General features: G+C 64.8%; 16 protein-coding genes. 8 read left to right on the top strand and 8 right to left on the bottom strand.

The features are described from left to right. Nucleotides 1-87: 87 nt before the first annotated feature. A complete protein-coding gene (locus ACRVY7_RS14725) occupies nucleotides 88-675 on the bottom strand; it encodes a TetR/AcrR family transcriptional regulator (protein WP_331436135.1) in 588 nt (195 codons plus the stop codon). A gap of 186 nt (nucleotides 676-861) precedes the next feature. Here ACRVY7_RS14725 and ACRVY7_RS14720 point away from each other — a divergent pair, with 186 nt between their 5' ends. Both ACRVY7_RS14720 and ACRVY7_RS14715 read left to right on the top strand, forming a co-directional pair. After that, the gene (locus ACRVY7_RS14720; protein WP_431817601.1) at nucleotides 862-2,667 is read left to right on the top strand and encodes an acyl-CoA dehydrogenase; all 1,806 of its coding nucleotides are present in this window, start codon (nucleotides 862-864) and stop codon (nucleotides 2,665-2,667) included. A 41-nt stretch (nucleotides 2,668-2,708) separates the two neighbouring features. After that, the gene (locus ACRVY7_RS14715) at nucleotides 2,709-3,470 is read left to right on the top strand and encodes an SDR family NAD(P)-dependent oxidoreductase (RefSeq protein ID WP_431817600.1); all 762 of its coding nucleotides are present in this window, start codon (nucleotides 2,709-2,711) and stop codon (nucleotides 3,468-3,470) included. 41 nt (nucleotides 3,471-3,511) lie between these two features. Here the strand turns inward: ACRVY7_RS14715 and ACRVY7_RS14710 are convergent, their stop codons facing one another. Together ACRVY7_RS14710 and ACRVY7_RS14705 are read right to left on the bottom strand one after the other, a co-directional pair. Then, nucleotides 3,512-4,348, bottom strand: a complete 837-nt coding sequence (locus ACRVY7_RS14710) for a class I SAM-dependent methyltransferase (RefSeq protein ID WP_431817599.1) — start codon at nucleotides 4,346-4,348, stop codon at nucleotides 3,512-3,514. A gap of 56 nt (nucleotides 4,349-4,404) precedes the next feature. Beyond that, entirely contained in the window at nucleotides 4,405-4,923 is a 519-nt protein-coding gene (locus ACRVY7_RS14705; RefSeq protein WP_431817598.1) for an NUDIX hydrolase, read from the bottom strand. Between the two features lie 78 nt (nucleotides 4,924-5,001). Here ACRVY7_RS14705 and ACRVY7_RS14700 point away from each other — a divergent pair, with 78 nt between their 5' ends. Next, nucleotides 5,002-6,702, top strand: a complete 1,701-nt coding sequence (locus ACRVY7_RS14700; protein ID WP_431817597.1) for a nucleobase:cation symporter-2 family protein — start codon at nucleotides 5,002-5,004, stop codon at nucleotides 6,700-6,702. 36 nt (nucleotides 6,703-6,738) lie between these two features. Here ACRVY7_RS14700 and ACRVY7_RS14695 read toward each other — a convergent pair whose 3' ends face one another. Continuing rightward, the gene (locus tag ACRVY7_RS14695; RefSeq protein ID WP_049698913.1) at nucleotides 6,739-7,077 is read right to left on the bottom strand and encodes a DUF2200 domain-containing protein; all 339 of its coding nucleotides are present in this window, start codon (nucleotides 7,075-7,077) and stop codon (nucleotides 6,739-6,741) included. Between the two features lie 68 nt (nucleotides 7,078-7,145). Here ACRVY7_RS14695 and ACRVY7_RS14690 point away from each other — a divergent pair, with 68 nt between their 5' ends. The 4 genes from ACRVY7_RS14690 (at nucleotide 7,146) to rsgA (ending at nucleotide 10,292) form a co-directional block, all read left to right on the top strand. Then, entirely contained in the window at nucleotides 7,146-7,391 is a 246-nt protein-coding gene (locus ACRVY7_RS14690; protein ID WP_431817596.1) for a hypothetical protein, read from the top strand. A 105-nt stretch (nucleotides 7,392-7,496) separates the two neighbouring features. After that, complete coding sequence (locus tag ACRVY7_RS14685; RefSeq protein ID WP_049698911.1) at nucleotides 7,497-7,883, top strand: VOC family protein; 387 nt, start codon at nucleotides 7,497-7,499, stop codon at nucleotides 7,881-7,883. Nucleotides 7,884-7,927: 44 nt separating this feature from the next. After that, complete coding sequence (aroA, locus tag ACRVY7_RS14680) at nucleotides 7,928-9,193, top strand: 3-phosphoshikimate 1-carboxyvinyltransferase (protein ID WP_431817595.1); 1,266 nt, start codon at nucleotides 7,928-7,930, stop codon at nucleotides 9,191-9,193. Between the two features lie 49 nt (nucleotides 9,194-9,242). Further along, the gene (gene rsgA / locus ACRVY7_RS14675; protein WP_431817594.1) at nucleotides 9,243-10,292 is read left to right on the top strand and encodes a ribosome small subunit-dependent GTPase A; all 1,050 of its coding nucleotides are present in this window, start codon (nucleotides 9,243-9,245) and stop codon (nucleotides 10,290-10,292) included. 153 nt (nucleotides 10,293-10,445) lie between these two features. Here the strand turns inward: rsgA and ACRVY7_RS14670 are convergent, their stop codons facing one another. Then, nucleotides 10,446-10,661 carry a TOBE domain-containing protein gene (locus tag ACRVY7_RS14670; RefSeq protein WP_005202233.1) on the bottom strand — a complete coding sequence of 72 codons (216 nt, stop codon included), beginning with the start codon at nucleotides 10,659-10,661 and terminating at the stop codon, nucleotides 10,446-10,448. A 52-nt stretch (nucleotides 10,662-10,713) separates the two neighbouring features. After that, nucleotides 10,714-11,607 carry a LysR family transcriptional regulator gene (locus ACRVY7_RS14665; RefSeq protein ID WP_431817593.1) on the bottom strand — a complete coding sequence of 298 codons (894 nt, stop codon included), beginning with the start codon at nucleotides 11,605-11,607 and terminating at the stop codon, nucleotides 10,714-10,716. A 112-nt stretch (nucleotides 11,608-11,719) separates the two neighbouring features. Here ACRVY7_RS14665 and ACRVY7_RS14660 point away from each other — a divergent pair, with 112 nt between their 5' ends. Beyond that, nucleotides 11,720-13,060, top strand: coding sequence for an MFS transporter (locus ACRVY7_RS14660; protein ID WP_431817592.1), 1,341 nt, complete (start codon nucleotides 11,720-11,722; stop codon nucleotides 13,058-13,060). Here ACRVY7_RS14660 and ACRVY7_RS14655 read toward each other — a convergent pair. Both ACRVY7_RS14655 and ACRVY7_RS14650 read right to left on the bottom strand, forming a co-directional pair. Then, complete coding sequence (locus ACRVY7_RS14655) at nucleotides 13,057-14,271, bottom strand: fatty acid desaturase family protein (protein ID WP_431817591.1); 1,215 nt, start codon at nucleotides 14,269-14,271, stop codon at nucleotides 13,057-13,059. The two genes, ACRVY7_RS14660 and ACRVY7_RS14655, sit on opposite strands and share 4 nt — an antisense overlap. 90 nt (nucleotides 14,272-14,361) lie before the next feature. Next, entirely contained in the window at nucleotides 14,362-15,693 is a 1,332-nt protein-coding gene (locus ACRVY7_RS14650) for a fatty acid desaturase family protein (RefSeq protein ID WP_049698907.1), read from the bottom strand. Nucleotides 15,694-15,803: the final 110 nt, after the last annotated feature.

Raw genomic sequence — 15,803 nt, 5'->3', positions numbered from 1 at the left:
GGTGCAGTCCCGCTCACCCGTTTCCTTCCGGCTTATTGAATTCAATAAGCGGGAAGGAAATGGGTGAGCGTGCGGTTGGGCGTCGAATCAGCTCTGGCGCGCCAGCACCATGCGCAATGCCATACGCGCGTACGCCGTGCCCAAAGTGCCGGGATCGCGGCGATCACGGCTGGGGAACCAGCGGCACACGTCGACGCACAGCGACGAGATGGCGAGCACGACGTCGTCGGGGTCGTCGGCCGCGAACTCGCCGGCGGCCACCCCTCCGGCGACGATGGTCGCGAGAATCGCGGTCGTCTTGCGTCGAACCGCGCTGATCGAGCGGTAGTGATCGGCGGTGAGCGCGCCCAGTTCGTACTGGACCACCTTGGCCAGCTCGTGATGCTCGGCCTGCCACCGCGCGAAGGCGCTCACGACGTTCTCCAGACGAACGGCGTAAGGGTCCGACGGGTCGTCGACTTCGCGAAGGGCCTCGTAGACGCTGCGGTGTCCGTCGAGGGCGATCGAGTACAGCAGGTCCTCTTTCGACCGAAAGTGTGGATACATCGCCGCGGCGCTCATCTTCAACGACGCCGCGATCTGACGGGTCGACGTGCCGGCATAGCCGAGTTGAGCGAACGACACGATCGCCGCATCGCGGATGCGCTGCGCTGCAGCAGACTCCCTCGTCGTCACGTCGTCGTCACCCCATTTCGCTCGTCGAATTCCCGGCCGATGGTTGACCCCAACCGGCACACCAGGCAGTATAAGCGAGTGCTCATAAAATGAGCGACTGCTTAGGACGACGATTCCGTCACGTCTGATCGTGTGATCGGATCGTCGTGTCGAGCAGTCAGCAATCCGCTGCCCAAGGAAAGTGTCATGGCCGAACCGATCTCCAAGCGCGACCTCGAATTCATGCTCTACGAGTGGCTCGACGTCGAGTCACTGACCGAGCGCGAACGCTTCGCCGAACACTCACGCGACACGTTCGACGCCGTGCTCGAACTCGCCGCCGACCTCGCGACCAAACGCTTCGCGCCGGTCAATCGCCTCGGCGACACGAAGGAGCCCTACGTCGGCGACGACGGCGCCGTCGTCTTGCCCGAGGAAATCCAGTCGGGCATCGCCGAGTTCATCAAGGCCGGCCTGGGTGCGGGCTCGTTCGACGAGTCGCTCGGCGGGATGCAATTGCCCACCGTCGTCAGCCTGGCTGCGCAGTCGTGGTTCCAGGCAGCCAACGCAGGCATGTCGTCGTACTCGTTCCTCACGATCGGCAACGCCAACCTCATCGCCGAGTACGGCACACCAGAGCAGATCGACACCTGGGTACGCCCGATGGTCGAGGGGCGCTACTTCGGCACGATGTGCCTGTCCGAGCCGCAAGCGGGATCCTCACTCGCCGACATCACGACCAAGGCGACGCCAGCAGACGACGGCACCTACCGCATCACCGGAACCAAGATGTGGATCTCGGCAGGCGACCACGAACTCGGCGAGAACATCGTGCATCTCGTCCTCGCCAAAGCCCCGGGCGGCAAGCCGGGAGTCAAGGGCATCTCGCTGTTCATCGTTCCCAAGTACCTGCCGGACGGCACCCGCAACGACGTCGCACTCGTCGGCCTCAACCACAAGATGGGCCAGCGCGCGACCACCAACTGCCTCCTCAACTTCGGCGACGGCACCTACGACACTGAACAAAACTCCGACACTGAACAAAACTCGCCCGCTCACTCCGGCGCGGTCGGCTACCTGGTCGGCGAGGAGCACAAGGGCCTCCAGTACATGTTCCACATGATGAACGAGGCGCGCATCGGCGTCGGATTCCTCGCAACATCACTGGGTTACGCAGGCTACCTCGCCTCCCTCGAGTACGCCAAGGTCCGCACCCAGGGACGGCCGATCGACCAGAAGGACCCGACCTCCAAGCCCGTACCGATCATCGAGCACGCTGACGTCAAACGAATGTTGTTGGCGCAGAAGGCCTATGTCGAAGGAGCACTCGCGCTCGGCCTGTACTCCGGCAAGCTCGTCGATCTCCAGCAGACCGGAGAGGCAAACGAGGCAGCCCGAGCGGGTCTGCTGCTCGATGTACTCACGCCGATCTCCAAGTCGTGGCCATCCCAATGGTGTTTGACCGCAAACGATCTCGCCATCCAGATTCACGGCGGCTACGGTTACACCCGCGAGTTCCCCGTCGAGCAGTTCTACCGCGACAACCGTCTCAACCCCATCCACGAGGGCGCGCACGGCATCCACGGACTCGATCTACTCGGCCGCAAGGTCGTCATGAACGGCGGCGCGGGCCTGGAACTGCTCGCGAACACGATCACCCAGACCATCGACCGCGCGGCCTCGAACCCCGCCACCGCAGCGCTGGCCGACGAATTACGCAGGCGCGTCGAACGACTCGTCACCGTGACCATGCAGGTGTGGTCCGCAGGCGACGTAGCGGTCTCGCTGGCCAATGCCACCGCGTACCTCGAAGCCACCGGACACATCGTCATCGCCTGGATGTGGCTCGAGCAACTGCTCGCCGTCGCAGACAAGGCCGGAGATTTCTACGACGGCAAACGCGTCGCAGCGCAGTACTTCTTCACCTACGAACTACCGAAGGTCGACGCACAGTTCGACCTCCTCGCGGCGCTCGACCGCACGACGCTCGACGCGCGTCCCGAGATTTTCTGACCCACAACACATCCCCGCACGATCGACCCAGGAGAGACTTCATGTCAGTACTCGATCTGTTCAACGTCACCGACAAGGTCGTCGTCGTCACCGGCGCGTCGTCGGGACTCGGTGTCCGCTTCGCCACGGCTTTCGCGGAGGCGGGTGCCGACGTCGTACTTGCCGCCCGACGCGCCGACCGGCTGACCGAGACCGCCGCACAAGTAGAGGCGCTCGGACGCAAGGCCCTGACCGTCGCCGCAGACGTCTCCGACCCCGCGGACTGCCAGCGTGTGATCGACAGCGCCGTCGAAACTTTCGGCCGCGTTGACATCCTCATCAACAACGCGGGCATCGGCACCGCGGTGCCGGCCACGCGTGAGACGCCGGAACAGTTCCGTTCGGTCATCGACGTCAACCTCAACGGCTCATACTGGATGGCACAGGCCGCCGGCCGAGTCATGCAGCCGGGCAGCGCTATCGTCAACATCTCCAGCATCCTGGGCCTGACCACCGCAGGTCTCCCCCAGGCTGCCTACGCGGCCAGCAAGGCTGCCATCGTCGGCCTTACCCGCGATCTTGCCCAACAGTGGGGATCTCGAAAGGGTATCCGCGTCAACGCGATTGCACCCGGATTCTTCGAGAGCGAGATGACCGACACCTACGCACCCGGTTACATCGAGTCGCAGATGCCGCGAGTCCTGTTGGGACGCATGGGAGATCCCTCGGAACTCGCAGCCACCGCGATCTGGCTGAGCTCGGCAGCAGGCGGCTACGTCACCGGCCAGACGATCGCCGTCGACGGCGGGATCACCGTCACCTAGATCAGGCACCGCCTGCAACACCACTCATCGCGGTGGCGACCTCAGACCGTCGCCACCGCGATGAGTGTGTCGCAGTTGATCTCTGCAAGCCCCTCGGATGCCAGCCGTTGGAGCAACACCTGCCGCACCTGTGCGATCTGGTCGTCGTCGAGTGGCGCGAGTGCACCGCGCATTCCCGTGCCCACGACCAACTTCCAGGCGAAGTCCGGCGTGCACTCGATGCGCAATCGGTACACCGACGTGTCGACCTTCTGTGCGCCCAACGTCGTGAACCATTGCGAGACAGACTCTTCGGTGTCGATATCACTGATCGGCATCCGACTTCCGCTCCGCGGCCCCTGATGTGCGGTTTCGCCTGCCACCTCCGCAACCGATGCGCCGTAGATCTCGCTGAACTCGCGAAGACTGTCGGCGTGCCAGATCGATGCGCCCATGCGCCCTCCCGGACGCAGCAGACTCAACACGTTGCGCACGGCGTCGTTCATATTCGGAAGGAAAAAGACTCCGAACGAACAGGCCACCACGTCGAAAGGTGTTGCGCAGGGCGGTGTTCCGGCCTTCAATCCCGTGACGTCGGCGACGACGCAGTCGATTTGCAGACCTTCGTCGGCGGCATTGGTACTCGCGATGTCGAGGAGCTCGGCCGCGAAGTCGACTGCGACGACGGTTCCCGCCGGTCCGGTAGCTCGAGCAGCGGGCAATGCACTCGCACCGGTACCCGAACAGATGTCGAGAATCCGCTCCCCCGACTGGATGTCGAGTTCATCGACGAGAGCCTGACCGGCAGGCCCCCACAGACTCGGGCGCAAGGCGTCGAAATCGGTGCCGATCGAATTGAACAAGCCGACCAACCTGGAACCCGCAGCATGATCTGTCATGCATCCCACCGTAGTGACACCACACCCTTATCGACAATGGTTGTCACAGATGTCGTTCACTGGTCGCCCAGTGCCGCCTCGAGTCGGGCGACGAACTCGGCCTGCGCGGGGTTCAGTTTCACGCGCGCCTCGTCGAGGCCACACCACTGCGCCCGATCGACTTCTGGGAAGGTCTGCATACGCCCCGACCGCGGCGGCCACACCATCTCAAAGGTGTTGCTGACGATTGTCGACACGTCGAGGTCTCCCTCGACGGCGAAGGCGGTGACGACCTTGCCGCTCTTCTGGCGCACGTCGCCGAGCTCGATGACCTCGCCTGCAGGCGCAGCGTGCCCGGTCTCCTCCTCGAACTCGCGCCGGGCCGTGTCGAGCGGCGACTCGTCGGGCTCCGGCAGCCCCTTGGGCACCGACCACGCACCCTCATCCTTACGCGCCCACAGCGGACCACCCGGGTGCGCGATGAGTACCTCGACTCCGTCGAAAGAGCCGGCTTCACCGGCTTCGATTGACGCGGCAACGTCGATGCGTCGAAACACCAGGAGCCCGAAACTGTGTCGGGGAGTGCGCTTGTCCACGCAATATATTCTGGCGGAAACAGGGACGTCACACGAAAGCGTCATGCCCGAAACGTCCGAAAAGTAGAACAATGATCCGTGAATGTTCTAGACACGATCAAACATGGCAGAAAGGCCGCCCGCGCGGTCGACGACATCCCACCGCTGGCGCGGCTGTTCCCATTAGGGCTTCAGCATGTGATGGCGATGTACGCGGGCGCGGTGGCCGTTCCGCTGATCGTCGGCGGCGCGATGGTCGGCGCAGGGCAGATGCGCTCGGACGAGATCGTGCACCTGATCACCGCCGACCTCTTCGTCGCAGGTATCGCCACGATCGTGCAGGCGGTGGGATTCTGGCGCTTCGGTGTGCGTCTGCCATTGATGCAGGGCGTGACGTTCGCCGCTGTAGGCCCGATGATCACCATCGGCCTCAACCACGGCATCACCGCGATCTACGGCTCGGTCATCGCGTGCGGCCTGTTCATGATGCTCGTGGCGCCCATAGTCGGAAGGCTCATCAGATTCTTCCCACCACTCGTGACCGGCACCATCATTTTGATCATCGGCATCTCGCTGATGAGCGTCGCCGCGGGTTGGTTCGGCGGCGGCACGGCGAAGGGTGAGGACTTCGGTGCTCCCAAGTCCATCGCGTTCGGCTTCCTGACGCTGCTGATCATCATCCTGCTCGAACGATTCGGGCCACCCGCCGTCAAACGCGTCTCGATCCTCCTCGGCCTCGTCGCGGGAACACTCATCTCGATTCCGTTCGGGATGACCGACTGGAGCCACGTCGGCTCGAGTTCGTGGTTCGCAGTGCCCGAGCCGTTCTACTTCGGCTTCCCCAGCTTCGACGTCAGCTCGATCATCGCGATGATCATCGTCGCGTTGGTCATCATGACCGAGACGACCGGCGACATCGTGGCCGTCGGAGAGATAGTCGACGAGAAGATCACCCCGCAGCGTCTGGCCGACGGCATGCGCGCTGACGGTGCGGGCACCGTACTCGGCGGCATCTTCAACACGTTCCCGTACACCGCGTTCGCGCAGAACGTCGGGCTGGTGGCGATCACCAACGTCAAGTCGCGCCACGTTGCCACGTGCGCGGGCATCATCCTGGTGATCTTGGGTCTGGTTCCCAAGATGGCCGCGATCATCGAGGGCATTCCCCAACCCGTGCTCGGCGGTGCGGGTGTGGCGCTGTTCGGCATGGTCGCCGCCAGTGGCGTGCGAACCTTGACCAAGGTGAAGTTCAACAACTCCAACATCCTGGTCGTCGCGATCTCCATCGGCGTCGCAATGCTCACCGAGGCGAGCCTGTCGTACACCAACGACGACAAGGTCCCCGTTGCGCTCGACCTCTACGCCAAGTTCCCCGACTGGTTCCAAACCATCTTCCACTCGGGAATCTCAGCGGGAGCCATCTGCGCCATCGTGCTGAATCTGGTCTTCAACTGGCGCAGCACATCTCCCGATCCCGTCGACTACCACAACACCGGTGAAATCGACGTCGCGGGCGACAACGTCGGGATATCGGGGTCCGACGCACCGCGCGGGGCAGCATTCGACCCACGCGACGCTCTCGCCGCCGCGGACCCGAACACGAGTCCGCAGACGCTCCGCATCCTGGCCGAGCACGACCCCGGGCTGCACCCGTTCATCGTCACCAACCCGTCGGCGCCGAAAGATCTGTGCGACGAGATCAAGGCTCTCGGCGACCCCAAGGTGACGAGCTTGTTCGACAAGTGGGACGACGTCACCGACGGCAAGTTCTCCAGCCGCGGACAGGACGCACCGGCCTGAGCTGCGGTGGGTCCAGCATCGGGGACGACGCTGGACCTATCGCAGTACTTTCTCGATGGCCTTGCCCCTGGCGAGTTCGTCGACCAGCTTGTCGAGGTAGCGGATCTTGCGCATGAGCGGGTCGTCGATCTCCTCGACACGTTTACCGCAGACGACGCCAGTGATGAGTTCTGCCCGCGGGTTGAGCTGCGCGTCGTCGAAGAATTCCTCGAAGGTGGTGCCGTCCTCGATGTGACGGGTGAGCGCGGCGTCGTCGAATCCGGTGAGCCAGGTGATGACCTGATCCAGTTCGGCTTTGGTGCGGCCCTTGCGCTCCACCTTGGCGACGTAGAGCGGGTAGACGTCGGCGAAGCTCGTCGTGAAGATGCGATGCATTCCTAGACGGTAACGGGTCGCTGTGCCGTCTCCCCGCGCCACGAGCGGATCAGTCCTATCGTTGGTGCATGTCAGACAGCCCCGACCCCTCAGACAGCCCCGACCCCGAAGTCGACAGCCCCGATGCCGACGACCCCGACATCCCCCACGAGCAGCCTCACGAGTCGGCGTTCGCTTTCGGCGACGCCACACCGATCGGCGAGACCGATCGCATCGCCCGCGAGAAGGCGATCTACGAAGCAGGCCGCCACGGGAACGACCTCAATCGTGGCCACGCGCTCGGTGGCAGCAACGGGACAACCGAGGGGCAGTGACGCCGTCGGCCTGTCAGCGCAGGTGCACCGGGTACCGTCGGCAAGTCCTGACGCGCCGCGATGGCTGGTGTCCGACTCGTCGGTAACCGTGTAGACACTGAAGACATGGAGATCCTGAGTAGTCGCATCCTGTTGCGGTCCCGCGATCCCGAAGCGCTGCAGCACTTCTACCGCCACAAACTCCATCTCGCGATCGCGCGTGAGTACCCCGGCGGCCTCGTCTTCTACGCGGGCAATGGCCTGATCGAAGTACCCGGCCACATGAGCACCGACCTGCCCGACGGCCACGCGAACGGGGCCGCGCTGTGGATTCAGGTGCGCGACGTCGCCGCGACCCAGCGCGAGCTGAGCGCAATGGGAGTCGACATCCGCAGGGAGGCACTGACCGAACCGTGGGGCCTCATCGAAATGCACATCGTCGACCCCGACGGTCGCACCCTCATCCTCGTCGAGGTACCTGCCGATCATCCGCTGCGATTGGACAACCGCTGAGTTGGGCATCCGGCGGTGCAACCACGACATGCGAGACTGAACGCATGAGCATCTGGACTGCGCCCCTCGCCGACGGCCGAATTCAGGCCACCGTCGACCTGCCCGGCTCGAAGTCCATCACCAATCGCGCGCTGGTGCTCGCCGCGCTGGCCGACGGACCGTCGACAATCACCGGAACCCTGCGCAGTCGCGACACCAACCTCATGCTGTCGGCGCTCACCGAACTCGGGATCGGGGTGCGCGTCGATCCCGCCGATCCCACGACTGTGTCCATCGAACCGCTGCCGATGCATGCGGGCGAGGTGTTCTGCGGCCTGGCCGGAACAGTCATGCGCTTCCTGCCGCCGGTGGCCGCGCTCGCCTCCGGCGACGTCGCATTCGACGGCGACCCGCAGGCCAGGCAGCGGCCGCTCACCACCATCCTCGACGCTCTGCGCGATCTCGGGGTGGGCGTCGACGGCGACAGTCTGCCGTTCGTGGTGCACGGCACGGGCTCGGCCGACGGTGGCACGGTCACGATCGATGCGTCCGGGTCATCGCAGTTCGTGTCGGGACTCCTGCTTGCCGCAGCGCGATTCGACAACGGGATCACAGTGCGACACGTCGGCGCGCCGGTACCGTCGACGCCGCACATCGACATGACCGTCGAGATGCTCGCCACCGCGGGGGTCGTCGTCGACACGTCACAACCCGATACCTGGCGCGTACCCCCGAGTGTGATCAACGCGGTCGACGTCGCCGTCGAACCCGACTTGTCCAATGCCGCAGCGTTTCTCGCGGCAGCTGCGGTCACCGGAGGTGAGGTCGGCATCCCGCGTTGGCCCGCGACGACCACACAGCCGGGCGCACAGATCGCCGACATTCTCGCCGAGATGGGTTGCACCGTAGAACTTTTCGACGGCGTGCTGACGGTGCGCGGGCCAGAACGACTCACGGGGATCAGCCGCAACCTCCGCGACATCGGCGAGTTGACACCGACGATCGCCGCGGTGTGCGCGCTCGCCGATGGGGAATCCGTGCTGAGTGGCATCGCCCACCTTCGCGGCCACGAGACCGATAGGCTTGCCGCGCTCGCCACCGAGATCAACAAGCTCGGCGGTGATGTGTCCGAGACCGACGACGGGCTCATCATCCGACCAGCGCCACTGCATGGCGGACAATGGGATTCGTACGCCGATCACCGCATGGCAACCGCGGGCGCGATCATCGGCCTCGTGGTCCCTGGCGTCACCGTCGACGACATCGAGACCACGTCGAAGACGTTGCCCGACTTCCCCGGGATGTGGCAGCAGATGGTCGGACATCCGTGATCTACCGCGCGGCAAAGGTTTTCACAGTGTGTCCTGACGGAGGATGCCGGTGAGCCGCCGCGCGAGCAGCTACGACGAATCCGACGTGCGGATTCGTCCGGGCAAGGGCAGCCGACCACGCACCAAGACCAGACCGACACACGACGACGCGCAACATGCGATGGTCGTCTCGGTCGACCGGGGCCGCTGGGGCTGCGTGATCGACGGAGACCCCGACCGACGCGTCGTCGCGATGCGCGCCCGCGAGCTCGGCCGCACACCGGTGGTCGTCGGCGACGACGTGTCGCTCGTCGGAGATCTCTCCGGCGATTCCGGGAGCCTTGCACGCATCGTGAAGGTGGCGGAGCGTCGAACTGTATTGCGGCGCACCGCCGATGACACCGATCCGTACGAGCGCATCGTCGTCGCGAACGCCGATCAACTCCTCATCGTCACGGCGATGGCCGACCCTCCCCCACGCACCGGATTCGTCGAAAGAGCGCTCGCGGCAGCGTACGTCGGCGGCCTGTCGCCGATCCTGTGTCTGACCAAGACCGACCTCGCCTCCTCGGACGAATTCGCTGCCGCATTCGCCGATCTCGACCTGCCCGTTGTGCGTGCGGGCCGCGACGATCCGCTCGACGACGTGCTGGCCTTGCTCACCAATCACCGCACCGCGCTCATCGGACACTCGGGTGTCGGAAAGTCGACGTTGGTGAATCGCCTTGTCCCCGAAGCGGAACGGGCCACCGGGGTCGTCAGCGGCGTCGGCAAGGGGCGCCACACGTCGACGCAGTCGGTTGCGCTGCCACTCCCGGGTGACGACGACAAGCCACGCGGCTGGGTGATCGACACACCGGGCATCCGCTCGTTCGGCCTGGCGCACGTCAGCGCCGACGACATCGTGAACGCCTTCGACGACCTTCACGAAGCGATCGAGAACTGCCCGCGCGGCTGCACTCACCTCGGACCGCCCGCCGACCCCGAGTGCGCACTGGACTCGCTGACCGGGCACTCGTACCGGCGCGCCATGGCCGTGCGGCACCTGCTGCGCGCGGTGTCGGGGGGCGACGTCGGCGACGCGGAGGCTCCGGGCGACTCCCGCGGCGAGGCGGGCTGAGCCGGCGCGGGGTGGTCTCGACAAGCTCGACCAGCGAGGGGGCCGCTCGACCAGCGGAATGCAGCTCGAGCAGCGGTGGTCTCGACAAGCTCGAGCAGCGGGTGGGCGCTCGACCAGCGAGGGTGAGCTGTACCAGCGGTGTGCGGCGGGTGGCTAGTCGGGGACGCCGATGCTGACCTCGGATGCTTTGACGAGCGCGAACACGCGCGATCCCTCGGCGAGGCCCAGTTCCTCTGCCGCCTCTTTGGTGATCGACGACGTGACGATCTGGTCGCCTCCGTCGAGGCGAACCTTGATCGTGGCGTTGACGGCGCCGAGCGTCACCGACACCACCTCGCCTGCGAGCTGATTGCGGATCGAGAGTTTCATCGCACACCTTCCCTGTCGTATTACTGCTGTGTCGTCGTGCTGCTGCTGCCACTCACGCTGTCACATCGCCGGTCGGCCCGCACACCTCTCGGATGATGTCGAGGACCGCGCTCGCCGCGGTCGTGAGGCTTCTCGATTCCGAGTGCGCGACGTGTATGCCCCACATGAGATCACGGTCGACGCAGTGAGCGAGTCCCGCACCTGACTCGGCGGCCGCAACGCTGGCGGGCACGGCGGTCACTCCGAAACCGCTGCGCGCCAACTGGATTCCGAACACCTGGTCGGCGACCTCGATGACGGAATGCCGATTCGGGATCTCGCGGTCGACGATGGATCGCGTACCCCAGCCCGGCGGATAGTCGATGACGCGCTCGTCGGCGAGATCGGCCGCGACGAATCGCCCCGCCAACGCGAGCGGGTGGTCGGGATGGGTGACCAACACCAGCGGCTCCGCGGCCAGTGAATGGACCGTGATGCCCGAGAGGTCGTCGACGAGTCCGCCGATCAAGGTCAGATCGAGACTGCCGTTGCGCAGGAGCCGGACATTGCCCGCACTGCCCTGCGGGCTCTGGCGCATCGCGATCGAGATTCCCGGGTGACGCCGATGCACAACTTCGAATGCCCCCGCGAGGTCGATCGTCGCGACGTTGACGAGCGCACCGAGCACCACCTCGCCCCGGATCTCGCCGCGCAGCCCTGCGAGCGCGTCGTGCACCTCGTCTCGCGCGCGTAGCGCCTCTCGGGCCGGAGCCATCGCCGCCCGACCGGCGTCGGTAAGCACCAGCACGGTGCGTGTGCGGTCGAAGAGTTTCACTCCCAACTCGCGCTCCAGCTTGGCCACGCCCGTCGACACCGCCGACTGCACCACATGCAACGATCGCGCAGCCGCGGTGAAAGTTCCCTGGTCACAACACGCGAGAAAGTACTCGAGCTGTCGCAGTTCCATAGCCGGCTCCCTACGCACCTCAGCGATCATCGAAAATGGGTATCAACGAACGTGATGTCCGTATCGAAATCCATCGCTTTCCATCATGCCGGAGGCGGCTCACCATAGACGTATGTCCTCTTCAGAGTGCGCGTCTTCCACCTCGGCCGAAACGTCGGCAGACGACAAGCAACTAGCTGTGCCCACGCAATCAGGGCCCACCACACAATCGGGCGCAACCAAGCGGCTGAGTCGGGTCGTCGTATTGCTCTTCGCGATCACCGCCGGGTCGTCGGCGGGTTGCCTCTACTACCTGCAGCCGCTGCTGCACGAGGTCGGTAACGACTTCCACATCTCAACCGCTGCAGCGGGTCTCGTCGTGTCGATCACTCAGGTCGGGTACCTCATCGGCCTGGCCCTCGTGGTTCCACTCGGCGACTTCGTCAATCGACGACTCCTCGTCGGCGGGCTGCTCGTGGTCTCATGCGCAGCGTTGGTGATTGCCGCGTTCTCACCGTCGTATGCGGTCCTGATGATCATGGTGTTCGCAGTCGGCATCTCGGCATCGGCCGCACAGGTGGTGGTGCCGTGGGCAGCCGCGGTGGCCGCACCCGGTCAGCGAGGCGCCATTGTCGGCACGGTGATGAGTGGTCTGCTCGTCGGCATCCTCTTCTCGCGCGTGTTCAGTGGCCTGGTAGCGCAGCTCGGCGGCTGGCGCACGGTGCTGGCAGTCGCCGCGGTCGTGCAGATCGCGATGGCGGCAGCGGTCTGGTGGTTCGCACCGCGCACCCCGGTCAACGCGTCGTCGACCAGCTATCCCCGTGTGCTGTGGTCGATCGTCACCCTGATCCGCAGCGAGAACGTGCTCCGCCACCGCATGCTTCTCGGCGGTTTGAACATGGCCGCATTCAGCGGAATGTGGACGGCCATCGCGTTTCTGCTCGCCGGCGCGCACGGCTCGCAGTATCACTTCTCCGACGCCGCGATCGGCCTCTTCGGTCTCGCAGGTGTCGCCGGAGCCCTGGCCGCGCCACGTGTCGGCAAGCTCGCCGACCGCGGGTACCTACGCCACACCCAGTACGGCGTCTGGGCCGTCGAACTTGTCGGTTGGGCGTTGCTCTACTGGGGAGCGCATCAGGTGATCGTGCTGATCATCGCGCTGCTGGTGTTCGATTTCGGTGTCCAGGGAGTGCAGATCGCCAACCAGGCCGCCGTCTACTCCCTCGACGACGAGGCACGATCGCGCCTGACGACCGCGTACATGGTCGCCTACTTCGCGGGTGGAGTCCTCGGCTCAGCGTTCGGCGGTTGGGCGTACCAGACCGGCGGATGGGCGCTGGTGTGTGCGGCGGGCGCTGGAACGGCAATAGCGGGGATGATCCTGTGGGCCGTCTTCGCCCGCGTCGAACGCGACCACCCGGTGCAGGGCGTCGCGGCACACAGCCGCCTGCGCGTGAAGGCTGCGACCAGCTAGGCCCGACCAGCCCGACGACGCAGCCGCCGGCGTCGACGCACCTCGCCGATGGCGGTCTTGAGACCCATCGCCTGGTCGAGACCGGCGAAGCGTCGCTCCGACGCGGTCTCGGGTGCGTCGTCGGCCGTATCACGCAGGAAGCGGTCGGGCAGTGCGAGCTTGTTGATGGTCCGCAGCGTCTTGAGGTACTGGACCCACAACGATCCCGTCGTATAGGGCAGGTCGTATTTGTCGCAGAGTTCGCGGACACGTACCGAGATGTCGGCGAGGCGGTTGCTCGGCAGATCCGGGTAGAGGTGATGCTCGATCTGGTAGCAGAGATTGCCCGACATGAAAGCCATCGCCGGGCCGGCGTTGAAGTTCGCGGAACCGAGCATCTGTCGCAGATACCACTGGCCGGGCGTCTCGTCGTCGAGGGTGTCGGCCGTGAATTTCTCTGCGCCGTCGGGGAAGTGCCCGCAGAAGATCACAACATACGCCCACACATTGCGGATCACGTTCGCGGTCACATTGGCGGTGAGCGTGTGCACGAAGTTCGGACCGGTCAACGCGGGGAAGAGCACGTAATCTTTCCCGACCTGCTTGCCGATCTTTCGCAGGAATTCCTTGATCTGCGGTATCGCAACCTCTTTGGACTTCTTGCCCGCGATGACGTCCGCAATCTCGAGATCGTGTAGTCCGATTCCCCACTCGAACCCGGCAGCCAATAGGAGGTTGGTGACCGGCTGGATCGCACGTTTGGCCTGCCACGGTTCGTCGCGCGTGACGCGCAGCGTCTTGTAGCCGACGTCGTGATCCATCCCGATGACGTTGGTGTACTTGTGATGGATGTAGTTGTGCGAGTGCTTCCAGTGCGGCGACGCGCACACCATGTCCCACTCCCACGTCGTGGAATGCACCTCGGGATCGTTCATCCAATCCCACTGGCCATGCATCACGTTGTGGCCGAGTTCCATGTTCTCGATGATCTTGGCCAGCGCCAGCGAACCGGTGCCGAGCAGCCACAGTGAACGACGGTGCGAACCGAACAACGCAAGCCGACCCGCGACCTCGAGGGCACGCTGAGCGAGAATCGTCCTGCGCAGATAACGCACGTCGCGCTCGCCGCGATCGGCTTCGATCTCGCGCCGCAAGGCGTCGAGTTCGGCGCCCAAGGCCTCGACATCCGCGTCAGTCAGATGTGCGTATTCATTGATGTCGGTGATAGCCATTGCACTCCATTATGTCGCACGCCGCGTGTGTGCGACACCCATGCTACCCGCGAGTAACCACAGGTAGCGTGGGGTCGCCCGGATTCACGATCAGGCAGCGCGCGTTGAACGTTCCGTAATGAGCCTCGGCGCTGCCGGACGTCCTCGGCGCCGATCACGCAGCGACCGGATAGCGCTGCGCAAGCCGCGTCGACGTCCACTCACCGGGTCGACGACCGACTCGAGGCGAACTCCCTCGTCGAGTTCGGTCTTGAAACGACGCTCGGACGCCGTCTCGGGAGCGTCGTCGGCGGTCGCCTTGAGGTACTTGTCGGGCAACGACAGCTTGGCGATCGTCCGCCACGACTTCGCGTACTGCAGCGGGAACGACCCCGTCGTGTAGGGCAGGTCGTACTTGTCGCACAGCGCCTGGACGCGGACGGCAATCTCGGCAAGCCGGTTGCTCGGGAGGTCGGGGTAGATGTGGTGCTCGATCTGGTACGAGAGATTTCCGCTCATGAAAGCGAGCAGGAATCCGCAGCGAAAGTTGGCCGATCCCAACATCTGTCGCAGATACCACTCGGCTTGGGTCTCGCTGTCGATGTCCTGCTTGGTGAATTTCTCCGCACCGTCGGGGAAATGTCCACAGAAGATGACCGCATTGCTCCACACGTTGCGGATGACATTGCCCAGCGCGTTGGCGGTGGCTGCCTTGCCGTAGGCACGGGCCGATGCCCGGACGTCGCCCTTGGTCACCGCGGCGGTTGCCGCAGCCGCAAGACCCGGGTAGATCACGTAATCCTTGCCGACCTGGCGACCGATCTTGTTGCCGACGTCGGCGAGGTCGCGGCGGAACTCCGCTTTGGCCTCCGGCGTACGACGCTTCTTGCCGATCTCGAGATGCTGCGCGGCAACACCCCACTGGAAGAAGAGCGCGAGCAGCGTGTTGTAGACGAGGTTGCCGTAGTTGAACGGACGCCACCGCTGGTCGCGCGTCACACGGAGCAGGCCGTAGCCCACGTCGTCATCCATGCCGAGCACGTTGGTGTACTTGTGATGGATGTAGTTGTGGGTGTGCTTCCAGTGAGCCGAGGGGCCGGTGTTGTCCCACTCCCACGTGGTCGAATGCACCTCGGGATCATTCATCCAATCCCACTGCCCGTGCATCACGTTGTGGCCGAGTTCCATGTTCTCGACGATCTTCGCGACGCCGAGCGCCGTAGCGCCCGCCCACCAGCACGAGCGACGCGTCGAACCGAAGATCAGTCCGCGGCCGACCAACTCGAGGCCGCGCTGGAAGCGGATGGTGTTGCGCAGATACCGCGCGTCGCGCTCCCCTCGGTCGGCTTCGATGTCGGCGCGGATCTTGTCGAGCTCACGACCGAGCTCTTCGATGTCGGCCTTGCTCAGATGTGCATACTCCGGGATGTCGGTGATCGCCACGGGCGTCCTCACTGGTCGCGGATGGTCAGGGTCAAACGTGCCGTTGCTGTGGCTACGTTCGCGTAACTTACGCAATCGTAGGTTACGGACGCCAGACTGTCCAGACGTGT

It is taken from the genome of Gordonia jacobaea (genome assembly GCF_965344965.1).
GTDB classification, from domain to species: domain Bacteria; phylum Actinomycetota; class Actinomycetes; order Mycobacteriales; family Mycobacteriaceae; genus Gordonia; species Gordonia jacobaea.
Note: the sequence above shows the minus strand (reverse complement) of the source record. Positions and strands in the feature narration are given on the sequence as shown.

Coding starts and splice junctions, on each gene's coding strand:
- ACRVY7_RS14720 (WP_431817601.1), top strand. CDS start 862: ATGGCCGAACCGATCTCCAAGCGCGACCTCGAATTCATGCTCTACGAG.
- ACRVY7_RS14685 (WP_049698911.1), top strand. CDS start 7,497: ATGGAGATCCTGAGTAGTCGCATCCTGTTGCGGTCCCGCGATCCCGAA.
- ACRVY7_RS14695 (WP_049698913.1), bottom strand. CDS start 7,077: ATGCATCGCATCTTCACGACGAGCTTCGCCGACGTCTACCCGCTCTAC.
- ACRVY7_RS14660 (WP_431817592.1), top strand. CDS start 11,720: ATGTCCTCTTCAGAGTGCGCGTCTTCCACCTCGGCCGAAACGTCGGCA.
- ACRVY7_RS14715 (WP_431817600.1), top strand. CDS start 2,709: ATGTCAGTACTCGATCTGTTCAACGTCACCGACAAGGTCGTCGTCGTC.
- ACRVY7_RS14655 (WP_431817591.1), bottom strand. CDS start 14,271: ATGGCTATCACCGACATCAATGAATACGCACATCTGACTGACGCGGAT.
- ACRVY7_RS14665 (WP_431817593.1), bottom strand. CDS start 11,607: ATGGAACTGCGACAGCTCGAGTACTTTCTCGCGTGTTGTGACCAGGGA.
- ACRVY7_RS14670 (WP_005202233.1), bottom strand. CDS start 10,661: ATGAAACTCTCGATCCGCAATCAGCTCGCAGGCGAGGTGGTGTCGGTG.
- ACRVY7_RS14710 (WP_431817599.1), bottom strand. CDS start 4,348: ATGACAGATCATGCTGCGGGTTCCAGGTTGGTCGGCTTGTTCAATTCG.
- aroA (WP_431817595.1), top strand. CDS start 7,928: ATGAGCATCTGGACTGCGCCCCTCGCCGACGGCCGAATTCAGGCCACC.
- ACRVY7_RS14690 (WP_431817596.1), top strand. CDS start 7,146: ATGTCAGACAGCCCCGACCCCTCAGACAGCCCCGACCCCGAAGTCGAC.